Source organism: Streptomyces sp. NBC_01283, from assembly GCF_041435335.1.
In the GTDB taxonomy this organism is placed as follows: domain Bacteria; phylum Actinomycetota; class Actinomycetes; order Streptomycetales; family Streptomycetaceae; genus Streptomyces.
Genome location: NZ_CP108430.1, coordinates 2,909,878 through 2,929,203 on the forward strand (window position 1 = coordinate 2,909,878; position 19,326 = coordinate 2,929,203).

At 70.4% G+C, this 19,326-nt stretch carries 19 protein-coding genes; 5 read left to right on the forward strand and 14 right to left on the reverse strand.

The window, feature by feature from the left end; translation table 11 throughout:
- Positions 1-185: 185 nt before the first annotated feature.
- The 3 genes from smc to OG302_RS13030 all read right to left on the reverse strand — a co-directional run bounded on the left by smc (position 186) and on the right by OG302_RS13030 (position 4,864).
- A complete protein-coding gene (smc, locus tag OG302_RS13020; RefSeq protein ID WP_371526947.1) occupies positions 186-3,746 on the reverse strand; it encodes a chromosome segregation protein SMC in 3,561 nt (1,186 codons plus the stop codon).
- A 249-nt stretch (positions 3,747-3,995) separates the two neighbouring features.
- A complete protein-coding gene (locus tag OG302_RS13025; protein WP_135333243.1) occupies positions 3,996-4,199 on the reverse strand; it encodes a hypothetical protein in 204 nt (67 codons plus the stop codon).
- Positions 4,200-4,582: 383 nt separating this feature from the next.
- Entirely contained in the window at positions 4,583-4,864 is a 282-nt protein-coding gene (locus OG302_RS13030) for an acylphosphatase (RefSeq protein ID WP_361838089.1), read from the reverse strand.
- A gap of 132 nt (positions 4,865-4,996) precedes the next feature.
- On the opposite strand from OG302_RS13030, the gene OG302_RS13035 reads away from it, so the two are divergent.
- Positions 4,997-5,935 carry a CAP domain-containing protein gene (locus OG302_RS13035; RefSeq protein WP_371750105.1) on the forward strand — a complete coding sequence of 313 codons (939 nt, stop codon included), beginning with the start codon at positions 4,997-4,999 and terminating at the stop codon, positions 5,933-5,935.
- A gap of 84 nt (positions 5,936-6,019) precedes the next feature.
- Positions 6,020-6,424 carry a winged helix-turn-helix transcriptional regulator gene (locus OG302_RS13040; protein WP_371526948.1) on the forward strand — a complete coding sequence of 135 codons (405 nt, stop codon included), beginning with the start codon at positions 6,020-6,022 and terminating at the stop codon, positions 6,422-6,424.
- Here the strand turns inward: OG302_RS13040 and mutM are convergent.
- The 9 genes from mutM to OG302_RS13085 form a co-directional block, all read right to left on the reverse strand.
- On the reverse strand, positions 6,394-7,257 hold the full coding sequence (mutM, locus tag OG302_RS13045; protein WP_371526949.1) for a bifunctional DNA-formamidopyrimidine glycosylase/DNA-(apurinic or apyrimidinic site) lyase: 864 nt from the start codon (positions 7,255-7,257) through the stop codon (positions 6,394-6,396). The genes OG302_RS13040 and mutM overlap by 31 nt on opposite strands.
- A 104-nt stretch (positions 7,258-7,361) precedes the next feature.
- Positions 7,362-8,222: a ribonuclease III gene (gene rnc / locus OG302_RS13050; protein WP_371526950.1), complete on the reverse strand. Its 861-nt coding sequence runs from the start codon at positions 8,220-8,222 to the stop codon at positions 7,362-7,364.
- Between the two features lie 7 nt (positions 8,223-8,229).
- Positions 8,230-8,403 carry a 50S ribosomal protein L32 gene (gene rpmF / locus OG302_RS13055; protein WP_007493396.1) on the reverse strand — a complete coding sequence of 58 codons (174 nt, stop codon included), beginning with the start codon at positions 8,401-8,403 and terminating at the stop codon, positions 8,230-8,232.
- A gap of 2 nt (positions 8,404-8,405) precedes the next feature.
- A complete protein-coding gene (locus OG302_RS13060; RefSeq protein ID WP_371750106.1) occupies positions 8,406-9,050 on the reverse strand; it encodes a DUF177 domain-containing protein in 645 nt (214 codons plus the stop codon).
- Positions 9,051-9,220: 170 nt separating this feature from the next.
- Positions 9,221-10,288, reverse strand: a complete 1,068-nt coding sequence (locus OG302_RS13065) for a cell division initiation protein (RefSeq protein ID WP_371526951.1) — start codon at positions 10,286-10,288, stop codon at positions 9,221-9,223.
- 110 nt (positions 10,289-10,398) lie between these two features.
- Entirely contained in the window at positions 10,399-10,878 is a 480-nt protein-coding gene (coaD, locus tag OG302_RS13070) for a pantetheine-phosphate adenylyltransferase (protein WP_371750107.1), read from the reverse strand.
- Positions 10,879-10,904: 26 nt separating this feature from the next.
- Positions 10,905-11,498: a 16S rRNA (guanine(966)-N(2))-methyltransferase RsmD gene (rsmD, locus tag OG302_RS13075; protein ID WP_371526952.1), complete on the reverse strand. Its 594-nt coding sequence runs from the start codon at positions 11,496-11,498 to the stop codon at positions 10,905-10,907.
- Positions 11,499-11,593: 95 nt separating this feature from the next.
- Positions 11,594-13,804 (reverse strand): ATP-dependent DNA helicase RecG, encoded by a 2,211-nt coding sequence (recG, locus tag OG302_RS13080; protein WP_371526953.1) that lies wholly within the window; start codon positions 13,802-13,804, stop codon positions 11,594-11,596.
- 71 nt (positions 13,805-13,875) lie between these two features.
- On the reverse strand, positions 13,876-15,564 hold the full coding sequence (locus tag OG302_RS13085; RefSeq protein ID WP_371526954.1) for a DAK2 domain-containing protein: 1,689 nt from the start codon (positions 15,562-15,564) through the stop codon (positions 13,876-13,878).
- 218 nt (positions 15,565-15,782) lie between these two features.
- Between OG302_RS13085 and rpmB the strand changes: the two genes are divergently transcribed.
- On the forward strand, positions 15,783-15,968 hold the full coding sequence (rpmB, locus tag OG302_RS13090; RefSeq protein ID WP_160507429.1) for a 50S ribosomal protein L28: 186 nt from the start codon (positions 15,783-15,785) through the stop codon (positions 15,966-15,968).
- Between the two features lie 240 nt (positions 15,969-16,208).
- Here the strand turns inward: rpmB and OG302_RS13095 are convergent, their stop codons facing one another.
- Positions 16,209-17,177, reverse strand: coding sequence for a thiamine-phosphate kinase (locus tag OG302_RS13095; RefSeq protein ID WP_371526955.1), 969 nt, complete (start codon positions 17,175-17,177; stop codon positions 16,209-16,211).
- A 209-nt stretch (positions 17,178-17,386) separates the two neighbouring features.
- On the opposite strand from OG302_RS13095, the gene OG302_RS13100 reads away from it, so the two are divergent.
- Positions 17,387-17,620 (forward strand): Lrp/AsnC ligand binding domain-containing protein, encoded by a 234-nt coding sequence (locus OG302_RS13100; protein WP_351165332.1) that lies wholly within the window; start codon positions 17,387-17,389, stop codon positions 17,618-17,620.
- Positions 17,621-17,640: 20 nt separating this feature from the next.
- On the forward strand, positions 17,641-18,129 hold the full coding sequence (locus OG302_RS13105; protein WP_371526956.1) for a DUF3515 domain-containing protein: 489 nt from the start codon (positions 17,641-17,643) through the stop codon (positions 18,127-18,129).
- 16 nt (positions 18,130-18,145) lie between these two features.
- Here the strand turns inward: OG302_RS13105 and OG302_RS13110 are convergent, their stop codons facing one another.
- The gene (locus tag OG302_RS13110; RefSeq protein WP_371526957.1) at positions 18,146-19,324 is read right to left on the reverse strand and encodes a D-alanine--D-alanine ligase family protein; all 1,179 of its coding nucleotides are present in this window, start codon (positions 19,322-19,324) and stop codon (positions 18,146-18,148) included.
- Between the last annotated feature and the right edge of the window lie 2 nt (positions 19,325-19,326).

A 19,326-nucleotide genomic window follows, 5' to 3' on the forward strand; every position in this document is an offset into this window, starting at 1 on the left:
GGGGTGGGGGTGAGCACTTCAAGTGGCGCACAACTTCACGCCGCCCACCACCTGAAAGTAAAAGCAACGTTGCAGAGACTATGCCTTCAAGTTTCGAAGTCAATACCTGGGTTCCTGTGAATTTCAGGTCCCCGCGAGGCAGGGTTTGTTCAAGTCTTGAAGTTATGCGGACGGCCCGTGAAGAGCTACCGAAGCCGCTGACTGATCACCTTCGAGACGCCGTCGCCCTGCATGGACACGCCGTACAGGGCGTCCGCGACCTCCATCGTCCGCTTCTGGTGCGTGATCACGATGAGCTGCGAGGCCTCCTGCAGCTCCTCCATGATGCGGATGAGCCGCTGCAGGTTGGTGTCGTCGAGCGCGGCCTCCACCTCGTCCATCACATAGAAGGGACTCGGCCGTGCCTTGAAGATCGAGACGAGCAGCGCGACGGCGGTCAGCGACCGCTCACCGCCGGAGAGCAGCGAGAGCCGCTTGACCTTCTTGCCCGGCGGACGCGCCTCGACATCCACGCCCGTGGTGAGCATGTTGTCGGGGTCGGTCAGGATGAGCCGCCCGTCGCCGCCCGGGAAGAGCCGCGAGAAGACGCCTTCGAACTCCCGTGCCGTGTCCCGGTAGGCCTCGGTGAACACCTGCTCGACGCGCTCGTCGACCTCCTTCACCACTTGCAGGAGGTCGGCCCGCGTCTTCTTCAGGTCCTCCAGCTGCTCGCTCAGGAACTTGTGGCGCTCCTCAAGCGCGGCGAACTCCTCAAGGGCCAGCGGGTTCACCTTCCCGAGCTGCTGGTACGCCCGTTCGGCTGACCTCAGCCGCTTCTCCTGCTCACCGCGGACGTACGGCACGGGCCTGTTGCGCGGGTGCTCCGGGTCCTCGGGGAGCTCCTCGCCCTCCGCCGCGGGGGAGGGCGGCACGAGCTGGTCGGGGCCGTAGTCGGACACGAGCCCTGCCGGTTCCACACCGAGTTCCTCCAGCGCCTTGGACTCCAGCTGCTCGATCCGCAGCCGCTTCTCGGCACCGAGTACCTCGCCGCGGTGGACTGAATCCGTCAATGTGTCGAGCTCCGCCTTGAGCTCGCGCCCCTGGCCCCGCTCGGCGGTCAGATCCCGCTCCCGCACTTCCTTGGCACGCTCGGCGGAGGCACGTTCCTCCTGCGCCCGTACGAGGGAGACCTCGACGTGCGCGAGCAGCTGCCGCGCACCACGGGCGACGGCCTCGGCGACCGCGGCCTCGTGCCGCATCCGGGCCTTGCGCTGCTCGGCACGCGCGCGTGCCTCGCGTTCGGCGCGCGCGGCCCGGTCGAGCGAGTCGGCCCGTCCCGCGAGGCCCTTGACCCGCTCCTCGTGCGTACGCACCTGGAGCCTGGCCTCCATCTCGGTCTGCCGGGCATTGGCCCCGTCGGCGGCCAACCGGTCGCGCACCCCGGTGTCGGGCTCCTCCTCGACCGGAGCCTCCTCCGCCACCGCGAGCCGCTCGGCCAGCTCCTCGGCGTCCTCGACCGCCTTGTCCAGCGCCTCCTGCGCCTTGGCCGCGGCGGCGGCACTGCGCTCGGCCTCGCCCGCGGCGCCACGGGCCTGCCCGGCGAGTGCGCCCAACTGCTGGGCCACGGCCGACTTCTCCCGGTCGGCGGTGCGCCTGCGCTCCCCCAACTCCTCGACGAGCGCGGCGACTTCCTTGCGGCGCTCACCGCACTCCTGCTGTACGCGGGCCAGTTCCTCGCACTGGGCGGCGAGTTGCTCCAGCTCGGCGGCTGCCTCGTCGACGGATGCCTGCACTTCGAGGAGGCTCGGCGCACCGGCCGAACCGCCCTGCGCGAAGTGCGCCCCGAGCAGGTCGCCTTCGGCGGTGACGGCGGTGAGCTCCGGGTGCGCGTAGACGAAGTCCTCGGCGTCCTCAAGGGTGCCGACGACGACGATGCCCCGCAGCAGCCGCCGCACCGCGGGCATCAGATCCTCAGGACCGCGCACCAACTCGGCGGCGAGGGGCGGCCCTTCAGAACCACCGGTACGTACGTCGCTCTCCCCGCCGGGCGCCCCCGTGAGCAGCAGCGCGGCCCGCCCCGCGTCCTGCTTGCGCAGCAGCCGGATGGCTTCCGCCGCCGATGCCGGTGTGGTCACCGCGATCGCGTCCGCCGCGGCGCCGAACGCCGCCGCGATCGCGACCTCGTACCCCGGTGCGACGGAGAGCAGCTCGGCCGCCGGACCGAGGAGCCCCGTGAGGCGGTCCTTGGCGGCGAGCAGCGCCCCCGAACCGTCCTTGCGGCGCAGGCCGAGCGCGAGCGCCTCGTGCCGGGCGGCGACCGCGGCCCGCTTGCGTTCGGCGGCGGTGGCGGCCTCGCGGGCCGCGGTCAGCGCACCCTCGGCCTCGGTGAGGGAACGCTTCGCCTCGTCGTGCCGTTCACCGAGCTCCGCGTCACCGGCGTCGAGCCCGTCGACCTCCGCCTTCAGCTGCTCGTACTCCTCCTGGGCGGCGACCGCGCGCTCCCCCGCCTCGTCACGCGCCACGGCGAGCCGGTCGATCTCTGCCTGCGCGGAGCCCGCCCGCGAGCGCGCGGCGTTGACCTGGCCGTGCAGCCGGGCGAGCCCTTCACGCCGGTCGGCGATGGCCCGTGCCACGTCCTTGAGGCGGCGCTCCTCGACCGCGAGCTCCCGCTCCAGATCGGCACGGTGGCCGACCGTGTCCTCCAGGGCGTGCTCCGCGGCCTCCAGGGCGGCGGCGAGCTCCGCCTCCTGCTCGCGGATCCGGGCGGCCTCGCGCTCCATGTCCTCGGGGTCACGGCCGCGCCGTTCCTCCGGGGGCGCCGCGGTCGCGCTCTTGACCCGGGCGTCGGCCAGGGACACCGTGCCGCGCACCCGCTCGGCCAACTGCGACAGCTCGTACCAGGTCTGCTGCGCCCGCTGGAGCCGCGGGGTGATGCGGCGCACCTCGTCCTCCAGCTCGGCCTCCCGCTGGAGCGCCTTCTTCAGCGCGGCCTCGGCGGTGTCCTTGCGCCGCTTGAGCTCCGCCTCGTCGGCGACCTCGGTCCGCAGCGCGTCCCGCAGGCGTACGAGGTCGTCGGCGAGCAGCCGCAGGCGGGCATCGCGCAGATCGGCCTGGATGACGGCGGCCCTGCGTGCCACGGCGGCCTGCCGGCCGAGGGGCTTGAGCTGACGCCGGAGTTCGTCGGTCAGGTCCTGCACGCGCGCGAGGTTGGCCTGCATCGCGTCGAGCTTGCGCAGGGCCTTCTCTTTGCGCTTGCGGTGCTTGAGGACGCCCGCGGCCTCCTCGATGAAGGCGCGGCGGCCCATGGGGTCGGCGTGCAGGACGCCGTCGAGCTGGCCCTGGCCGACGATGACGTGCATCTCGCGCCCGATGCCGGAGTCGGAGAGCAGCTCCTGGATGTCCAGGAGGCGGCAGGTGTCCCCGTTGATCTGGTACTCGCTGCCGCCGTTGCGGAACATGATGCGCGTGATGGTGACTTCGGCGTACTCGATGGGCAGCGCGCCGTCGGAGTTGTCGATGGTGAGCGACACCTCGGCCCGGCCGAGCGGCGGGCGCCCGGTCGTGCCGGCGAAGATGACGTCCTCCATCTTGCCGCCGCGCAGCGACTTGGCGCCCTGCTCGCCCATGACCCAGGACAGCGCGTCCACGACGTTGGACTTGCCGGAGCCGTTCGGTCCGACGACGCAGGTGATGCCCGGCTCGAACTTCAGCGTCGTCGCCGACGCGAAGGATTTGAAACCGCGCAGTGTCAGGGCCTTGAGGTGCACGCCGCCGGACTCTACCTTTCACTGACCGTTTCACCCAGGAACATGCAGGGCACATCAGGTGTAACGGAAACGGCTGCACGGCGACAAGAAAGAAGGGACGCCGAAGCGTCCCTTGCAGATCTGGACAAGCGGCTGACATGGGCAGCCCGACCACGTGCGTTAACAGGCATCCCACCGACCCAAGAGTGCGTGACGCGGTCAGGCGTTACGCGTAGTCGTGTGAGATGAGCGCCTTGCTGAAGGTGGTGGTCAGGTGAGCGCAGGCTCCGCCTGGGGTACGTCGATGCTCTCCAGGAGCGATTCGTGAGAAGCGGCAGCCGCGAGTGCGTCGTTCTCGGCCTGGATCTTCACGAGCTCAGATTCCAGGTCTTGGACGCGCTGCTGGAGCCGTCGCATCTCGGCGAGAAGTCGCGGGTCGGAACCGCCGACGTAACCGAGAAGCGCCTTTGCCATGATGGATGGTCCTCCACAATGAGTGACCGACCGAAGCGGTGTGGGTCGTGAGGGAATCGCACCCGCGGTGCTTGGCACTCGTTGTTCGTGCTGGGTTTTGCTGGCCGTTCTCACATGCCAAACAGCTAAGGTGCGCGGGGCTTCCAGAGTCTCACCAAAAAGTTTGACGGTCAACACGATCACGCCCCGTATTGGCGGGCAACCCGGGGGCCTGCGGCCGTCGGAACGGCGGCGCTGCCTCTGCTGCGGGGCCCTGGGGGCGTGTCGATCATCGTTCACCTGGGAGCCTGCCACGACGGACCGTTCTTGGCAACCACCAGGCCTTTCCTGCCCCGGGCAGTTGCCAATACCCCACTGGGGCGGGTCCGGCCGACCGGTGTCCGTCAGCGAATCGCGAATGTGTCGTAGATGCCGCGCGGAGTGTCCCAGATCTCAGTGACGCCGTCGACGCGGCCGGGTGTGTCGCCCGTGCGGAGCCAGTCGAGCAGCCCCTGCGCGCCCGCGCGAGGACCCTCGGCGACGACCTGCACGCGGCCGTCCTCCAGATTGAGAGCAAAACCACTCAGGCCCCCGATCTCCAGAGCCTTGGCCCGCGTGAACCAGCGGAATCCCACGCCTTGCACCTGGCCACGCACCCAGGCCGTGACTCTGACTTCTTCGTTCATGGGTGCACGCTAACCGGCCAATTGCTCTCGTAGCACTTCGTCCCCATGCGCCATCGCGTACAGTCCCGACACGATGAGCCTCACCCGTATGGGTGAGCCACGTTGACCGCTGAGGACGAGGAAGGCCAGGAGATGGGACGCCACCGACGCTCCGGCGCAGGGGCAGCCGCCACCGGCCGCGCCACTGGGGCCTCCGACACATACGCGGGCGGGCACGCCGGCGTCCCGGAGCCCCGCCCCGCCGCCCTGTCGCACCGCCGCAAGGGCCGTGCCGCACCGGTGCGCACCGGCCTGCTCGGGGTCTCGGCAGCCGTGGCGATGGGTGCCGTGGCGGTCGCCTCCGGCCTGGTTCCCGGCGCCGACAACTACTCCCTGGGCGGCGGTGGCGACTCGAACAAGGTGCGCGCCGCCAGCTCCCCCAGCGAGGTGTCCCCCCAGGGCGGCGACACCGGCACCGCCGACCGCGAGACGGCACCGCCGAGCCGCGGCTCGGACCGCCCCGACGCCCCGGCCCCCTCCTCGCCCTCGCAGCCCGCCGAGAAGCCCTCGGCCGAGCCGTCGAAGAAGCCGTCGTCCAAGGCGCCCGCGCCCGAGACCGGCGAGAAGAAGAAGACGACGCCCCCGAGACCCTCGCGCACCCCGTCCGAGAAACCCAAGGCCCCGCCGGCGGCCGGCTCGAAGTCGCCGTCCGCCGAGAGCATGGCCGAGGCCACGGTGCTCACCCTGGTCAACCAGGAGCGGGCCAAGGTGGGCTGCTCCCCCGTGAGCGGCGACGCCGCGCTGGCCTCGCTGGCCGGGGACTTCAGCTCGGACATGGCCGAGCGCGACTTCTTCGACCACACCGACCCGGACGGCGCGACCCCGTGGGACCGCGCGGAGAAGGCCGGGATCTCGGATCTGGGCGGCGAGAACATCGCCCGGGGCCAGGCGAACGCGCAGTCCGTGATGGACGCCTGGATGAACAGCCCCGGCCACCGCGCCAACATCCTGAACTGCGACTACAAGACCCTGGGCGTCGGCGCGCACTTCGCGCCGGGCGGCCCGTGGTGGACGCAGGACTTCGGCTTCTAGGACAGCGGATCGCGAGCCGGGCGTGCACTAACTTCTGGTTAGCGCATCCCGTGGGTTAGCGCTGTGCGGGAGTATGCTGTCCGCATGGATTCCACCGCTCAGGACCAGGCCCAGGCCGAGGTCGCGTTCGACGTGTTCTCCAGGCAGTGCGTTTCCCGCGGCACCCTGGAGCATGTCACCGGACGCTGGGGCGCACTCACCCTGGGCGCGCTGCACGACGGCTCGTTCCGTTTCAACGAACTGCGCCGCCGGGTCGACGGCGTGAGCGAGAAGATGCTGTCCCAGACGCTGCACGCGCTGGAGCGCGACGGCCTGGTCCACCGCGATGCGCAGCCCACCAACCCGCCGCGCGTGGACTACCGGCTCACCCCGCTGGGACGGGAGATCGCCGACCGCCTGATGAACCTCATCCACTTCGTGGAGGGCCGGATGGACGGCGTACTCGAAGCACGCGAACGCTACGACAAGAGGGTGGCCGGCGGCCGCTGACAGCGCGGGCAGAAGTAGCTGGAGCGGTTCATCCAGGGGCGCCGGCGCATCGCGGTACCGCAGCGACGGCACGGCTCGTCCTCACGCCCGTAGGCGTCGAGGGACCGCTCGAAGTACCCGGACTCGCCGTTCACGTTCACGTACAGGCTGTCGAAGCTCGTGCCGCCGACGGCGAGGGCCGCATTCATCACATCCCGTACGTGGCCCAGGAGTTGGGCCGTGCGCGGGCGCGTGAAGGTGGCGGTGGGGCGCTCGTAGTGCAGCTTCGACCGCCAAAGGGCCTCGTCCGCATAGATGTTGCCGACGCCGCTGATCAACGACTGGTCGAGCAGGGCCCGTTTGATCGTCGTACGACGGCGGCGCAGCGCGGCATGGAAGGCCGCGTCGTCGAACAGCTCGTCCAGCGGGTCACGTGCGATGTGCGCGATGACGTCCGGCAGTCCGTCCGGGGTGTTCTCGTGCAGCGAGAGGCCGCCGAAGGTCCGCTGGTCGACGAAGCGCAGCTCGGTGCCGAGCTCGTCGGCGAACCGCACCCGGATCCTCAGGTGCTTCTCGTCGGGCGCCTCCTGCGGCTGGACGAGCAACTGCCCGCTCATGCCCAGATGGGCGAGGATCGAGGTGTCGCCGTCCTCGACGGGCAGCCAGAGGTACTTCCCTCGGCGCATCGCCGTACCGACCCGGTGGCCCTTGAGGCGGAGCCCGAAATCGTCGCCGCCCGCGAGATGCCGCCGCACGGCACGCGGATGCAGCACCTCGACGTCGGCGACGGTGCGATGAGCCACCCACCGCTCAAGACCGCGCCGGACGACTTCGACCTCGGGCAGCTCGGGCATGGACTACTCCGGGGCGATCGAGCGGGCGGGAGGAATGCCGCGAAGCGGCGAAATGCTTGGTGCCGGCCACCCCAAGGGCGACCGGCACCAACCAGTAAAGCGTGTCAGGCCGACGGGGCTTCGGCGCCCCCGTCAACCTGCGCGGTAGCGGTAGCAGGAGCAGCGGCGGCGAGTTCCGCCGCCTTGATCCGCTCAGCCGCGGCAGCGCTGATCTCGCGCCAGGCGGACTCCGCGGCCTGCTGCTCCGCTTCCTTCTTGCTGCGGCCGGTGCCGGTGCCGTACGAGACGCCTCCGACGCGGGCGGCAGCAGTAAAGGTCTTCTCGTGGTCCGGGCCGCTCTCCGTGACGAGATACTCGGGAACGCCGAGGCTCTCGGTGGCGGTGAGCTCCTGGAGGCTGGTTTTCCAGTCCAGGCCCGCGCCCAGGTTCGAGGACTTCTCGATCAGCGGGTCGAAGAGCCGGTGCACCAGCTCGCCCGCCGCGTCCAGACCCTGGTCCAGATAGACCGCGCCGATCACCGCTTCAAGGGTGTCGGCGAGGATGGATGCCTTGTCCCGGCCACCCGTGCCCTCTTCGCCCCGGCCGAGCCGGATGAAGGAGCCGAGTTCGAGGCCACGACTGACCTCCGCCAGCGCACGCGAATTGACCACCGCGGCCCGCAATTTGGCCAGCTGGCCTTCGGGCAGGTCGGGGTGGGTGCGATAGAGCGTGTCCGTGACGACCAGACCGAGCACCGAGTCCCCGAGGAACTCGAGCCGCTCATTCGTCGGCAGACCGCCGTTCTCGTACGCGTACGAACGGTGGGTCAGTGCACGCACCAGAAGGGCGGACTCGAGTTTGTACCCGAGCCGCCCTTCCAAAAGCGTGTGGGACGAGGCCGTGTTTTCCGCCTGCTTCTTGGCGTTTGCAGCCTTTTCAGCGTTGGCGTCTTCCGCCATCTTGTGGCTAGACACGGTGCCTCTCACCAGCCGCTCAGACCTCGAGGACCTGGCGCTTGTTGTACGTGCCGCAGCTGGGGCACGCGATGTGCTGCAGCTTCGGCTCGTGGCAGCGCTCGCACGCAACCAGGGTGGGGACCGCAGCCTTCCACTGCGACCGGCGGTGGCGCGTGTTGCTGCGCGACATCTTCCGCTTCGGAACAGCCACGGCTACTTCTCCTGCTTCTCGTCGACGCCGGCTTCGGCGCCGCTCACGTCGTCCTTCTCGCCGTCCTGGATGGTCCCGGCGAGTCCCTGCAGTGCCGCCCAACGAATGTCGACGGCATCATGGTGGTGGTCCGGGTCGTCCGCGAGCCGTGCCCCGCACTGGGAACACAGGCCCGGACAGTCGTCCCGGCACACCGGCTGCATCGGCAGTGCGAGCACTACCGCGTCACGCAGCACGGGCTCGAGGTCGAACAAGCCGTCCTCGAGATAGAGCCTGTCCTCGTCGTCCTCGGCGTCGTCGGCCGGTTCCGCGGTGCGGCCCCGGTCGTCGGCGTCAGGGTACGAGAACATCTCCTGGAAGTCCGCGTCCACGTCAAGCTTCAGCGGCTCCAGACACCTTACGCACTCCCCCTCGGCCGACGCACGGGCGGTACCTGTGACAAGCACCCCGTCCATGACCGACTCAAGGCGGATCTTCAGCTCGACCGGGGCGCCTTCCGGCACTCCGATGACCCCGTCGATGCCGAAGGCACCCGGAGAACCGGGGGCCTCGACGTCACGGGTCAGCCGCTGCAGCGCACCGGGACGCCGACCCAGCTCGTGTGTGTCGAACACGAGAGGGTTGCGGTGGTCAAGGTGAGCACTCAGGGCTTTTCCTGCTTTCGAATCCTGGAAGTTCAAGGAGGGCCGCCCCCGTCGTGAGCTGTGCTCACTAGCCGGGCAGCCTGGATCGCGGACGTACGCGCGACCGAAGAGCCAGGATACTGGACCTTTCGCTCTCGGCCCAATCCGGTCCCGGAAGGACCGCGGGCCGGGCGTCAGCGGCCCTGTTCGTACTGGCGCAGCTGCTCCGCCGTGATCATGCCGGTGTCGAAAAGACTGGTCTCGTCGAGCACGCCGGGGGCCGGGTGATGCTGCTGCTGTTGCGGCTCGCCGTACCCCTGCTGCTGGGTCTGGTCGTACCCCTGCTGCGGGTATCCGTACTGGTCCTGCTGATAGCCGTACGGGTCCTGCTGGGCGTACTGCTGCTGGTAGGCGTACTGGTCCTGCTGCTGGTAGGCGTACGGGTCCGGCTCCTGCTGGGGCGGGGCGTACGGCTGCTGCTCCGGGATCTGCGGAGCCGCCTGGGGCGGCTGCGGGGCCACGGGAGCGGGAGCCACGGCAGCCGCGGCGGGGTCGGTGAGGCCAGCCAGGTACTCGGCGTCCGTGGTGTGCGCCTGGGGGCCCAGGCCGTCGGCGAGACCCGCGAGGTCGTCGGCGGGCGCCCGGCCGTGCAGGGTCTGGCGGCCGCGGCCGACCGCCTCCAGGGTCTTGGCGAGGACCGCCTCGAAGGCGCCGAGCTTGGCGTCGACGTACGCGTCCGCGTCCCGGCGCAGCGTCTCGGGGTCGTGGCTGCGCTGCGGGGCGTCCTCGTCCTCGTAACCCTGCTCGTCGAGGCCGGGGCCGGTGCCGAGGAGCTTCTCGCGGCCGCGGCCGACGGAGCCGAGGGTCTTGGTGAGGACGACCTCGAAGTTGGCCAGCTTGCTGTCCACGTAGTCGTCGGCCTCGACACGGACCTCTTCGGCGGCCTGCCGGGCCTCGGCGAGGATGCGCTCGGCCTCGCCCTGGGAGTTGCGGGCGACCTCCGTGTCGGAGATCAGCGAACCCCGCTCGGCGTGCGCGGTCTCGATGATCCGGTCCGCCTCCTGGCGGGCCTGCTCGACCAGCTGCTCGCGGCCGCCGATGAGCTCCTGGGCCTGGGCGAGGGAGCCGGGCAGCGCCTGGCGCACCTCTTCGAGCATCGACAGCAGATCGGCGCGGTTGACCACGCACGAGGCCGACATCGGCATGGACCGGGCACTGCCGACCGCGTCGACGATCTCATCGATCTTCTTCTGCACGTCCACCGTGTGCTCGCCACTCTCTACAGCTGGTTGGAGACGGACGGCACGACTGTAAGGCCAGTCGGCCGCCGTCCGACACCGGGTGACGGACTGTCAGTACGCCCGGCGGCCCGTCACTTCTTGCCGATGCGCTCCACCAGCGCCTCGTGGACCACCGGCGGCAGCAGGTGGGCCACGTCGCCGCCCCAGGCGGCGACCTCCTTGACCAGCGAGGAGGACAGGAAACTGTAGGTGGGGTTCGTGGGCACGAAGAGGGTCTCGACGCCCGAGAGGCCGTTGTTCATCTGGGCCATCTGCAGTTCGTAGTCGAAATCGCTGACCGCGCGAAGACCCTTGACGATGGCCGGGATGTCGCGCTGCTTGCAGAAGTCGACGAGAAGGCCGTGGAAGGCCTCGACCTCGACGTTCCCGAAGTCGGCGGTGACCTCACGGATCAGCTCGATCCGCTCGTCGATCTCGAACAGGCCCTTCTTCGACTGATTGATCATCACCGCGACGTGCACCACGTCGTACAGCTTGGAGGCGCGGGCGATGATGTCGAGGTGTCCATTGGTGATGGGGTCGAATGACCCCGGACAGACGGCGCGGCGCAACTGAAGTCCCTCGCTCTCCGGTCCGGTCATGGCGCGATCACTGAGTCGTCGCACGTAGAGGCGGCGCGACCGTACCAAAACGTGCCTTCGCCGTAGCGACGGGACCTCAGTGCCTCGAAGCCGTCGGGCCAGCAGAATTCTCCGCCTCTGGTACTGCGTTCAACGGTGACGAGCGCATCGTCCGTGAGCCAGCCCCCCGCGCGGAGTGTGAGCAGGATCTCCCGAAGATCGTCATCGGTGACGACGTACGGAGGGTCGAGAAAGACCAGGTCGTACGGGGTCGTGGGGGCGCCGCCCTGCACGATCTGTGCCGCTTTGCCCGCCCTGACCTCGGCGCCGGGCAGGCCGATCGACTTCACGTTCTCCCGGACCGTGCGCACCGCGCGGGCGTCGGCCTCGACGAGCAGGGCGTGACCGGCGCCGCGCGAGAGCGCTTCGAGGCCGATGGCTCCGGACCCGGCGTACAGGTCGAGGACGCGGGACCCGTCCAGCGTGCCCTGCAGGGCCTGCCAGGTGGAGAACAGGCCCTCGCGTGCGCGGTCGGTCGTGGGCCGAGTGCCGGTTCCTGGCGGAACGGCGAGGCGACGTCCGCCGGCCACACCGGCGATCACGCGGGTCATCTGAGTCCTTGTCGGTGAACGAACGTGCGGGAAGATCCGGCCTCAGTCTCTCAGCCCCTGGGCCGCTCCTGCCTGTCAGCCCTTGTCGCCCCTTGTCACCCCTTGTCGAGGTAGCGCTCGCGCTCGTCGTCCAGGAGGGCGTCCAGGGCGGTGCGCAGCTCGGGCAGGTGCTCCAGATCCGGGTCCTTGGAGACCACGGCGACGGCCTCCTCGCGGGCCTCGGCGATGATCTCCTCGTCCTCGATGACCGCGAGCATGCGCAGGCTGGAGCGGACACCGGACTGCGCCTGGCCCAGCACGTCGCCCTCGCGGCGCTGCTCCAGGTCGATCCGGGAGAGCTCGAAGCCGTCCAGCGTCGCGGCCACGGCTCCCAGGCGCGCGCGGGCGGGGCTCGCCTCGGGCATGTCGGTGACCAGGAGGCAGAGGCCGGGGGCCGAGCCACGGCCGACGCGGCCGCGCAGCTGGTGCAGCTGCGATACGCCGAAGCGGTCGGCGTCCATGATCACCATGGCGGTGGCGTTCGGGACGTTCACGCCGACCTCGATGACCGTCGTCGCCACCAGGACCTGGGTCTCGCCCGCGGCGAAGCGGCGCATCACCGCGTCCTTGTCGTCCGGCTGCATGCGGCCGTGCAGGACCTCGACCTTGAGGCCTTGGAGGGGGCCCTTGGCCAGCTGCTCGGCGACCTCGATGACGGCCAGCGGGGGCCGCTTCTCGGCGGTCGCCTCCTCCTCGGCCTTCTTCTTGGCCTTCTTCGGGTCCTCCTCCTCATCGCCGATGCGCGGGCACACCACATACGCCTGATGGCCGTTCTCGACCTCCTCGCGCACGCGCTCCCACGCGCGCGCCAGGAAGTGGGGCTTGTCCTCGGCCGGGACGACATGGCTGGCGATCGGCGAACGCCCCGCGGGGAGCTGGTCGAGGACCGAGGTCTCCAGGTCGCCGAAGACGGTCATCGCGACCGTGCGCGGAATGGGCGTGGCCGTCATGACGAGCAGGTGCGGAGGCTGCTTGCCCTTGCCGCGCAGGGCGTCGCGCTGCTCGACCCCGAAGCGGTGCTGTTCGTCGACGACGACCAGGCCCAGGTCGTGGAACTGCACCTTGTCCTCGATCAGCGCATGCGTGCCGATGACGATCCCGGCCTCCCCGGTGACCAGGTCCAGCAGGGCCTGACGCCGCGCCGCCATCCCCATGGAGCCGGTGAGCAGCGTGACCTTGGTGCCCTGGTCCGAACCGCCGAGCATGCCCCCCTCGGCCAGCTCGCCCATCATCTCGGTGATGGAGCGGTGGTGCTGCTGGGCGAGGACCTCGGTGGGCGCGAGCATCGCGGCCTGCCCGCCCGCGTCGACGACGGCGAGCATGGCACGCAGGGCGACCATCGTCTTGCCCGATCCGACTTCTCCCTGGAGGAGGCGGTGCATCGGGTGCTCGGTGGCGAGGTCGTCGAAGATTTCCTTGGAGACCTTCTCCTGGCCCTCGGTGAGGGTAAAGGGCAGCTTGGCGTCGAAGGCGTCGAGCAGGCCGCCCTCGCGCGGGCGGCGGGCGATCGCGGGGAGTTGCGCGTCCGCGTACCGGCGTCTGGCCAGGGCCACCTGGAGGACGAAGGCCTCGTCCCACTTCAGGCGGTCGCGGGCCGATGCGATGTCCGCCTTCGTGTGCGGGCGGTGGATCTTCAGGAGCGCTTCGGGGAGCGGGATCAGTGCCCGCCCGTCACGCAGGCTCGGCGGCAGCGGGTCGACGGCCTCCTGGGCGCTGGGCAGGACCGCGTCGACGGACTTGGCGATCTTCCAGGACTCCAGCTTGGCGGTGGCGGGGTAGATCGGGATGAGGGCGCCCGCCCAGGAGTCCACGGCCTCCTCGGCGCTGCCGGGGGTGTCGGGGTCGCCCTTGAGGAGTTCGTACGCCGGGTGCGCGAGCTGCATCTTGCGGTTGAAGACCGATGCCTTGCCCGCGAACATCGCGCGCGTGCCGGGCAGCAGGTCCTTGTGCGGCTTGTGGATGCCGCGGCCGAAGAAGACCAGCTGAAGCTGGCCGCTGCCGTCGGTGATGGTCACTTCGAGGCGCTGGCCCCTGCCGCCGTTGAACGTCAGGATGCGCGCCGTCGCGACCTGGGCGACCACCGTGACGTGCTCGTCCAGCGGCAGGTCGGCGAGGCGTGTGAGCTCGCCCCGCTCCGCGTACTTCCGCGGATAGTGGTGCAGCAGATCGCCGACGGTGTGCAGGTCGAGGTGCTCGGCCATCACCTTCGCGGTGGCGGGACCGACCACTTTCTTCAGGGGTTCTTCGAGCGCGGGCACGAGATCCATTGCACACCACGCCACTGACATTTCCGCGTACGTCCCCGAAATCCGCTGGTCAGGGATGCCGAAGGCACCTGCTATTCCACGCCGATCAGCAGCAGCGCCGACTGGCGTCCACCGCGGTAGACCACCGTGTCGACCGCCAGATGCACCTCGCGCACATGCTTCTCCAGGTCGTCGCCGAGGCTGTCCGGCACGCCGTCGCCGAGCACCAGCGTGACCATCTCGCCGCCCGCGGCCAGCATCCGGTCGAGGACGGACCGTGCGGTGCGCGTGGTGTCGTCGCCGATCAGCGCGACATCGCCGTCGATCATGCCGAGGACGTCGCCGGCCTGGCAGATGCCCGCCATGGTCCACGACTGCCGCTCGGCGACGGCCAGTTCGGCGTACCGCGTCGCGCCGGCCGCCGAGGTCATCGCGACGACGTCCTCGTCGAAGCGGCGGTCCGGCTCGTGCACGGCGAGCGCCGCGATGCCCTGGACCGCGGACCGGGTGGGGATCAGCGCGACCCGCACCCCTTCGCTGCGGGCCTGTTCCGCGGCGGCGGCAGCCGTGTGGCGCAGCTCGGCGTCGTTCGGCAGGAGCACCACCTCGCGCGCGTGGGCCCGCCGGATCGCGTCGACGAGCTCTCCGCTGGCGGGCGGCTCCCCGGGGCGCGTGGGCACGGTGGTCGCCCCGGCTTCGGAGTAGAGCCCCGCGAGCCCCTCTCCCGGTACGACGGCGACGATCCCGCGCTGCACCCGCTCCCGGGGCGGCTGCGCGGCGCCCGCGGTGTGCGCGTCGCCCACCCCGAAGTGGGTGATGCGGATGCGGTGGGGCCGCCCTGCCTCGACGCCCGCCTCGACCGCCGCACCGGCGTCGTTCACATGGACGTGGACGTTCCACAGTCCGTCGCCGCCGACGACCACGAGGGAGTCCCCGAGCCCGTCCAGCCGAGTCCGCAGCCGCGCCACGGCCGTGTCGTCGGCCTCCAGGAGGTAGATGACCTCGAAGGCGGGGGCCGCGGCACCGGCCGGGACGTCCTGGCACTCGACGGCGTCCACGTCGCCGAGCGCACCGTCCGCGGCCTCAGCGGCCCTCAGCAGCGGGGACGCGGCCCTCCGCGGCACCGTCTCACCCGACAGGGCCCCTACGAGCGCCCCGAGCACCGCCACGAGCCCGCGCCCCCCGGCGTCCACCACTCCCGCACGGCCGAGCGCCGCGAGCTGCCCCGGCGTCGCGTCCAGGGCCCGGCACGCACCGTCGTACGCGGCCCGCGCCACCGCCCCGCAGTCGCCGTCCTCACCCGAAGCGGCGTCGGCGGCGGCGGTGGCCACCGTCAGGACCGTGCCCTCGACGGGATGCGCCACCGCCTGGTAGGCCGACTCGGCGGCCCGGCGCAGCGCGAGAGCGAGCGCCCGGCCGCCGGCGTGATCAGTGTCATGGTCGGCGCCGAGGACCTGTGCCATGCCCCGCAGCAGCTGCGACAGGATCGTCCCGGAGTTCCCGCGGGCCCCGATCAGCGCGCCGTGCGCCATCGCCCGCACGGCCTCGGCCAGGGTGGGGTGGGTCGGGTCCAGGCCCGTGAAGGCCGCGTCGACCGCCTGGGACGCCGATTCCACGGTCAGATAGAGGTTCGTTCCGGTGTCCCCGTCCGCGACCGGATAGACGTTGATCGCGTCGATCTCCTCGCGGGCCCCTCCCAGGGCGTCCAGGGCGAGGCCGCACCAGGCGCGCACCGCGACGGCGTCGAGGTTCTGCGGCACCTGCTCGCCTCCTAAGGGCATCCGGAATGGACGCAGCGTAGACCGGGAAGGGCGAAAGGCCCGGGGCGGGGCCGGGGCGAGACATGGTAGTTTCGTTCTACCGAAGCAGTCGTTGTATGCTGCTCCGGTTGCCCGACAAACATCGGGCCATTCCTCCTGGCAACGCCACCCACGATCATTGCACTGATCCCGGCATGCCGGGATTACCCGTAAGTGCATCTGAAGTCTTGGAGTGACCCGTGGCTGCCAACTGCGACGTCTGTGGCAAGGGGCCGAGCTTCGGCAACAACATCTCGCACTCTCACCGCCGTACGTCCCGTCGCTGGAACCCGAACATCCAGCGCGTTCGTGCCGTGGTCAGCGGGACGCCGAAGCGGCTCAACGCCTGCACCTCGTGCATCAAGGCCGGCAAGGTCTCGCGCTGACGCAATTCCCCGAGCTCTTGATGAGCAGGGGATGCCCCGCTGCGCGGCCACCTAGCTGGTTGCTGAAAGAGCCGGTCCCCCGAGGGGACCGGCTCTTTCGTGTGCCCGCATGCGTGTGCCTACAGGGCACCGCCTCCACCGGAAGCTCCCAAGCGCCTTGCACGCCGAGGGAGTTCTGGATGCCCGCGCCGCCGCCGGAGTCGGACCCGGCGCCGGTCAGGACGCGGGGCGGCGCGTCGGTCACTCCATGTCGCCGTTGTCGCCGAAGTGGTCCCAGCCCTTGCTGGTCCAGGGCGCCCCGTCGACCGTCACCTGGGGCAGGGCGGAGGGGTTGAGGACCTCGCCGATGACCTTCCAGCGGGCGGGCAGCTTCACGTCCGGCGGGAACGTCGCCACGATCGCGTGATCCTCGCCGCCGTTGAGGACCCACTGCAGCGGGTCGACGCCGACGGCCTGGCCGATGTCGTTCATCTGGGAGGGCACGTCGACGTCGCCGGAGCGGATGTCGATGCGCACCTTGCTCGCATCGGCGATGTGGCCGAGGTCGGCGATGAGACCGTCGCTCACGTCCGTCATCGAGGTCGCGCCGAGGCCTGCCGCCGCGGGACCCGCGTGGTACGGCGGTTCGGGCCTGCGGTGGGCCTCCACGAAGGCGCGGGGCGAGCGGAAGCCGCGCGAGAGCACCGCGTGCCCGGCCGCGGACCAGCCCAACCAGCCGGTGACGGCGACGACATCGCCGGGCTGCGCGCCCGCGCGCGTGACGGGCTCGTGGTTGCGCAGATCGCCGAGCGCGGTGATCGCGACGGTGATCGTGTCACCGCGTACGACATCGCCGCCCACGACGGCCGCTCCCGCGACCTGGCATTCGTCCCGCAGGCCGTCCATGAGCTCGGTGGGCCAGCTGGCGGGGAGTTCGGCGGGCACGACCAGGCCGAGGAGGAGCGCGGTCGGCACGGCGCCCATGGCGGCGATGTCCGCGAGGTTCTGTGCGGCTGCCTTGCGGCCCACGTCGTACGCGGTCGACCAGTCGCGGCGGAAGTGCCGCCCCTCGAGGAGGATGTCGGTGCTCGCCACGACCCTGCGGTCGGGGGCCGACACGACGGCGGCGTCATCACCCGGGCCGAGCCGGACGGCCGGGGTGGTGGTGAGCCGAGAGGTGAGTTCCCTGATGAGCCCGAACTCCCCCAACTCGCCGACGGTTCCCTTCACCGGGACTCACCATGCCCTTTCACGCTGCTCGGCTTGCGGTCGCGAGCCGTCACTGTCATAGGTACGGTCGATATGACCGTCAACTTCTGTTGCCCGTCCACCGCGATGTGCGCGCCACAGCTCCCCCGGGTCTCCCCGCGGGAAGCGGCGACGCGGTACCGTGGCGTCCCTTCTCCCCACATGATCCTCGTGGCCGCCCTGGAGGTTCCGTGGTACAGGCGTACATCCTGATCCAAACAGAGGTCGGCAAAGCGTCGACCGTCGCCGAGCTGATCGCCAAGATCCCAGGAGTGATCCAGGCCGAGGACGTGACCGGACCCTACGATGTCATCGTGCGCGCCCAGGCGGACACGGTCGACGAACTCGGCCGCATGGTGGTCGCCAAGGTCCAGCAAGTGGACGGCATCACCCGGACCCTGACCTGCCCCGTCGTGCACCTCTAGCCCCCGTCTACCCTTGGCCGGTGAAGAATTCCCGTCGCCGGCGTCGCTGCCTCGTCCCAGCTCCCGTGCTCGCACTGCTGATCGCGTCCGCGGGCTGCTCCTCAGCAGACGAAACAGTGAAGGCTGCGGTTCCCACCCCGGACAGCAAGGTCACCGAACTGTGCCGGAACCTGGACGAGCGGCTGCCGAACAAGGTGGACGGTCTGAAGCGTGCCGATCCCGAGCCGAAGTCGGAGTTGACCGCCGGGTGGGGAGACCCGGCGATCATACTGCGCTGCGGTGTCGCCAGGCCGCCCAAGATGAACGACCCCGAGGCCGACGCCGTGACGGTGGACGGCGTCAACTGGCTGCTCGACGAGCAGGACGACGGTTCCTTCCGCTTCACCTCCACGCTGCGCAAGGCGTACGTGGAGGTGACGCTGCCCAAGGAGCGCGCGGGGGACGGCGTTAGTCCGCTGACGGACTTCGCCGCCCCCGTGAAGAAGGCCATCCCCAAGGGGATCGCGTAGGTCCCGCTACGGAGGGCTAGCGCAGCCCCGTGGAGCGGTTGAGGGCGGCCTGGACGAGACGGTCCACCAGCTCGGGGTAGCTGACGCCGCTCGCCTCCCACATCTGCGGGTACATCGAGATGGGCGTGAAGCCCGGCATCGTGTTGATCTCGTTGATCACGAACCCGTCCTCGGTGAGGAAGAAGTCCGCGCGCACCAGGCCCTCGCAGGACGTGGCCTCGAAGGCGTCGACGGCGAGCCGCTGGATCTCGGCGGTCTGCTCGGGCGTCAGCGGGGCGGGCACGATCCCGGGCGTCGAGTCGATGTACTTCGCCTCGAAGTCGTAGTAGTCGTGCGACTGCACCGGCGGGATCTCGGCGGGCACGCTCGCGCGCGGCCCGTCCTCGAACTCCAGGACCCCGCACTCGATCTCACGACCGCGCAGGAGCGACTCGACGAGGATCTTGGGGTCGTGGCGGCGGGCCTCCTCGATCGCCTCGTCGAGGCCTTCGAAGGAGTCGACCTTCGTGATGCCCATCGAAGAGCCCCCGCGCGCGGGCTTGATGAACAGCGGCCAGCCGTGCTCGCCGGCGAATTCCGCGATCTTCTTGCGGGCGGTCTGCTGGTCGCGGTCCCACTCGCGCGGGCGGATCACCAGGTACGGGCCGACGGGCAGCCCGAAGGAGGTGAACACCCGCTTCATGTACTCCTTGTCCTGGCCGACGGCCGAGGCGAGCACGCCGGCGCCCACGTAGGGCACTCCGGAGAGCTCCAGGAGTCCTTGGAGGGTGCCGTCCTCGCCGTACGGACCGTGCAGCATCGGGAAGACGACATCTACCTCGCCGAGCGCCTTGGGCACCGAGCCCGGCTCGCTGTAGACGACCTCGCGGTTGTTGGGGTCCAGGGGCATCACCACGCCCCCGTCGGCCGATTCGGCCAGCGCGTCGACGTTGGGCACCTGACGCTCGGTGATCGCCATGCGGTCGGGATCGTCGGCGGTCAGGGCCCAGCGGCCGTCCGTCGTGATGCCGATGGGCAGGACGTCGTACTTGGTGCGGTCGATGGCACGCAGCACGGCGCCCGCCGTGACGACCGAGATGCCGTGCTCCGAGCTGCGGCCGCCGAACACGACGGCCACACGCGGCTTGCGGAGCGGCAGCTCAGAGCTCTGCTCGGGGCGCGGCTCGGGGCTCTGGGGGAGGTTCTCGCTGCTCATAT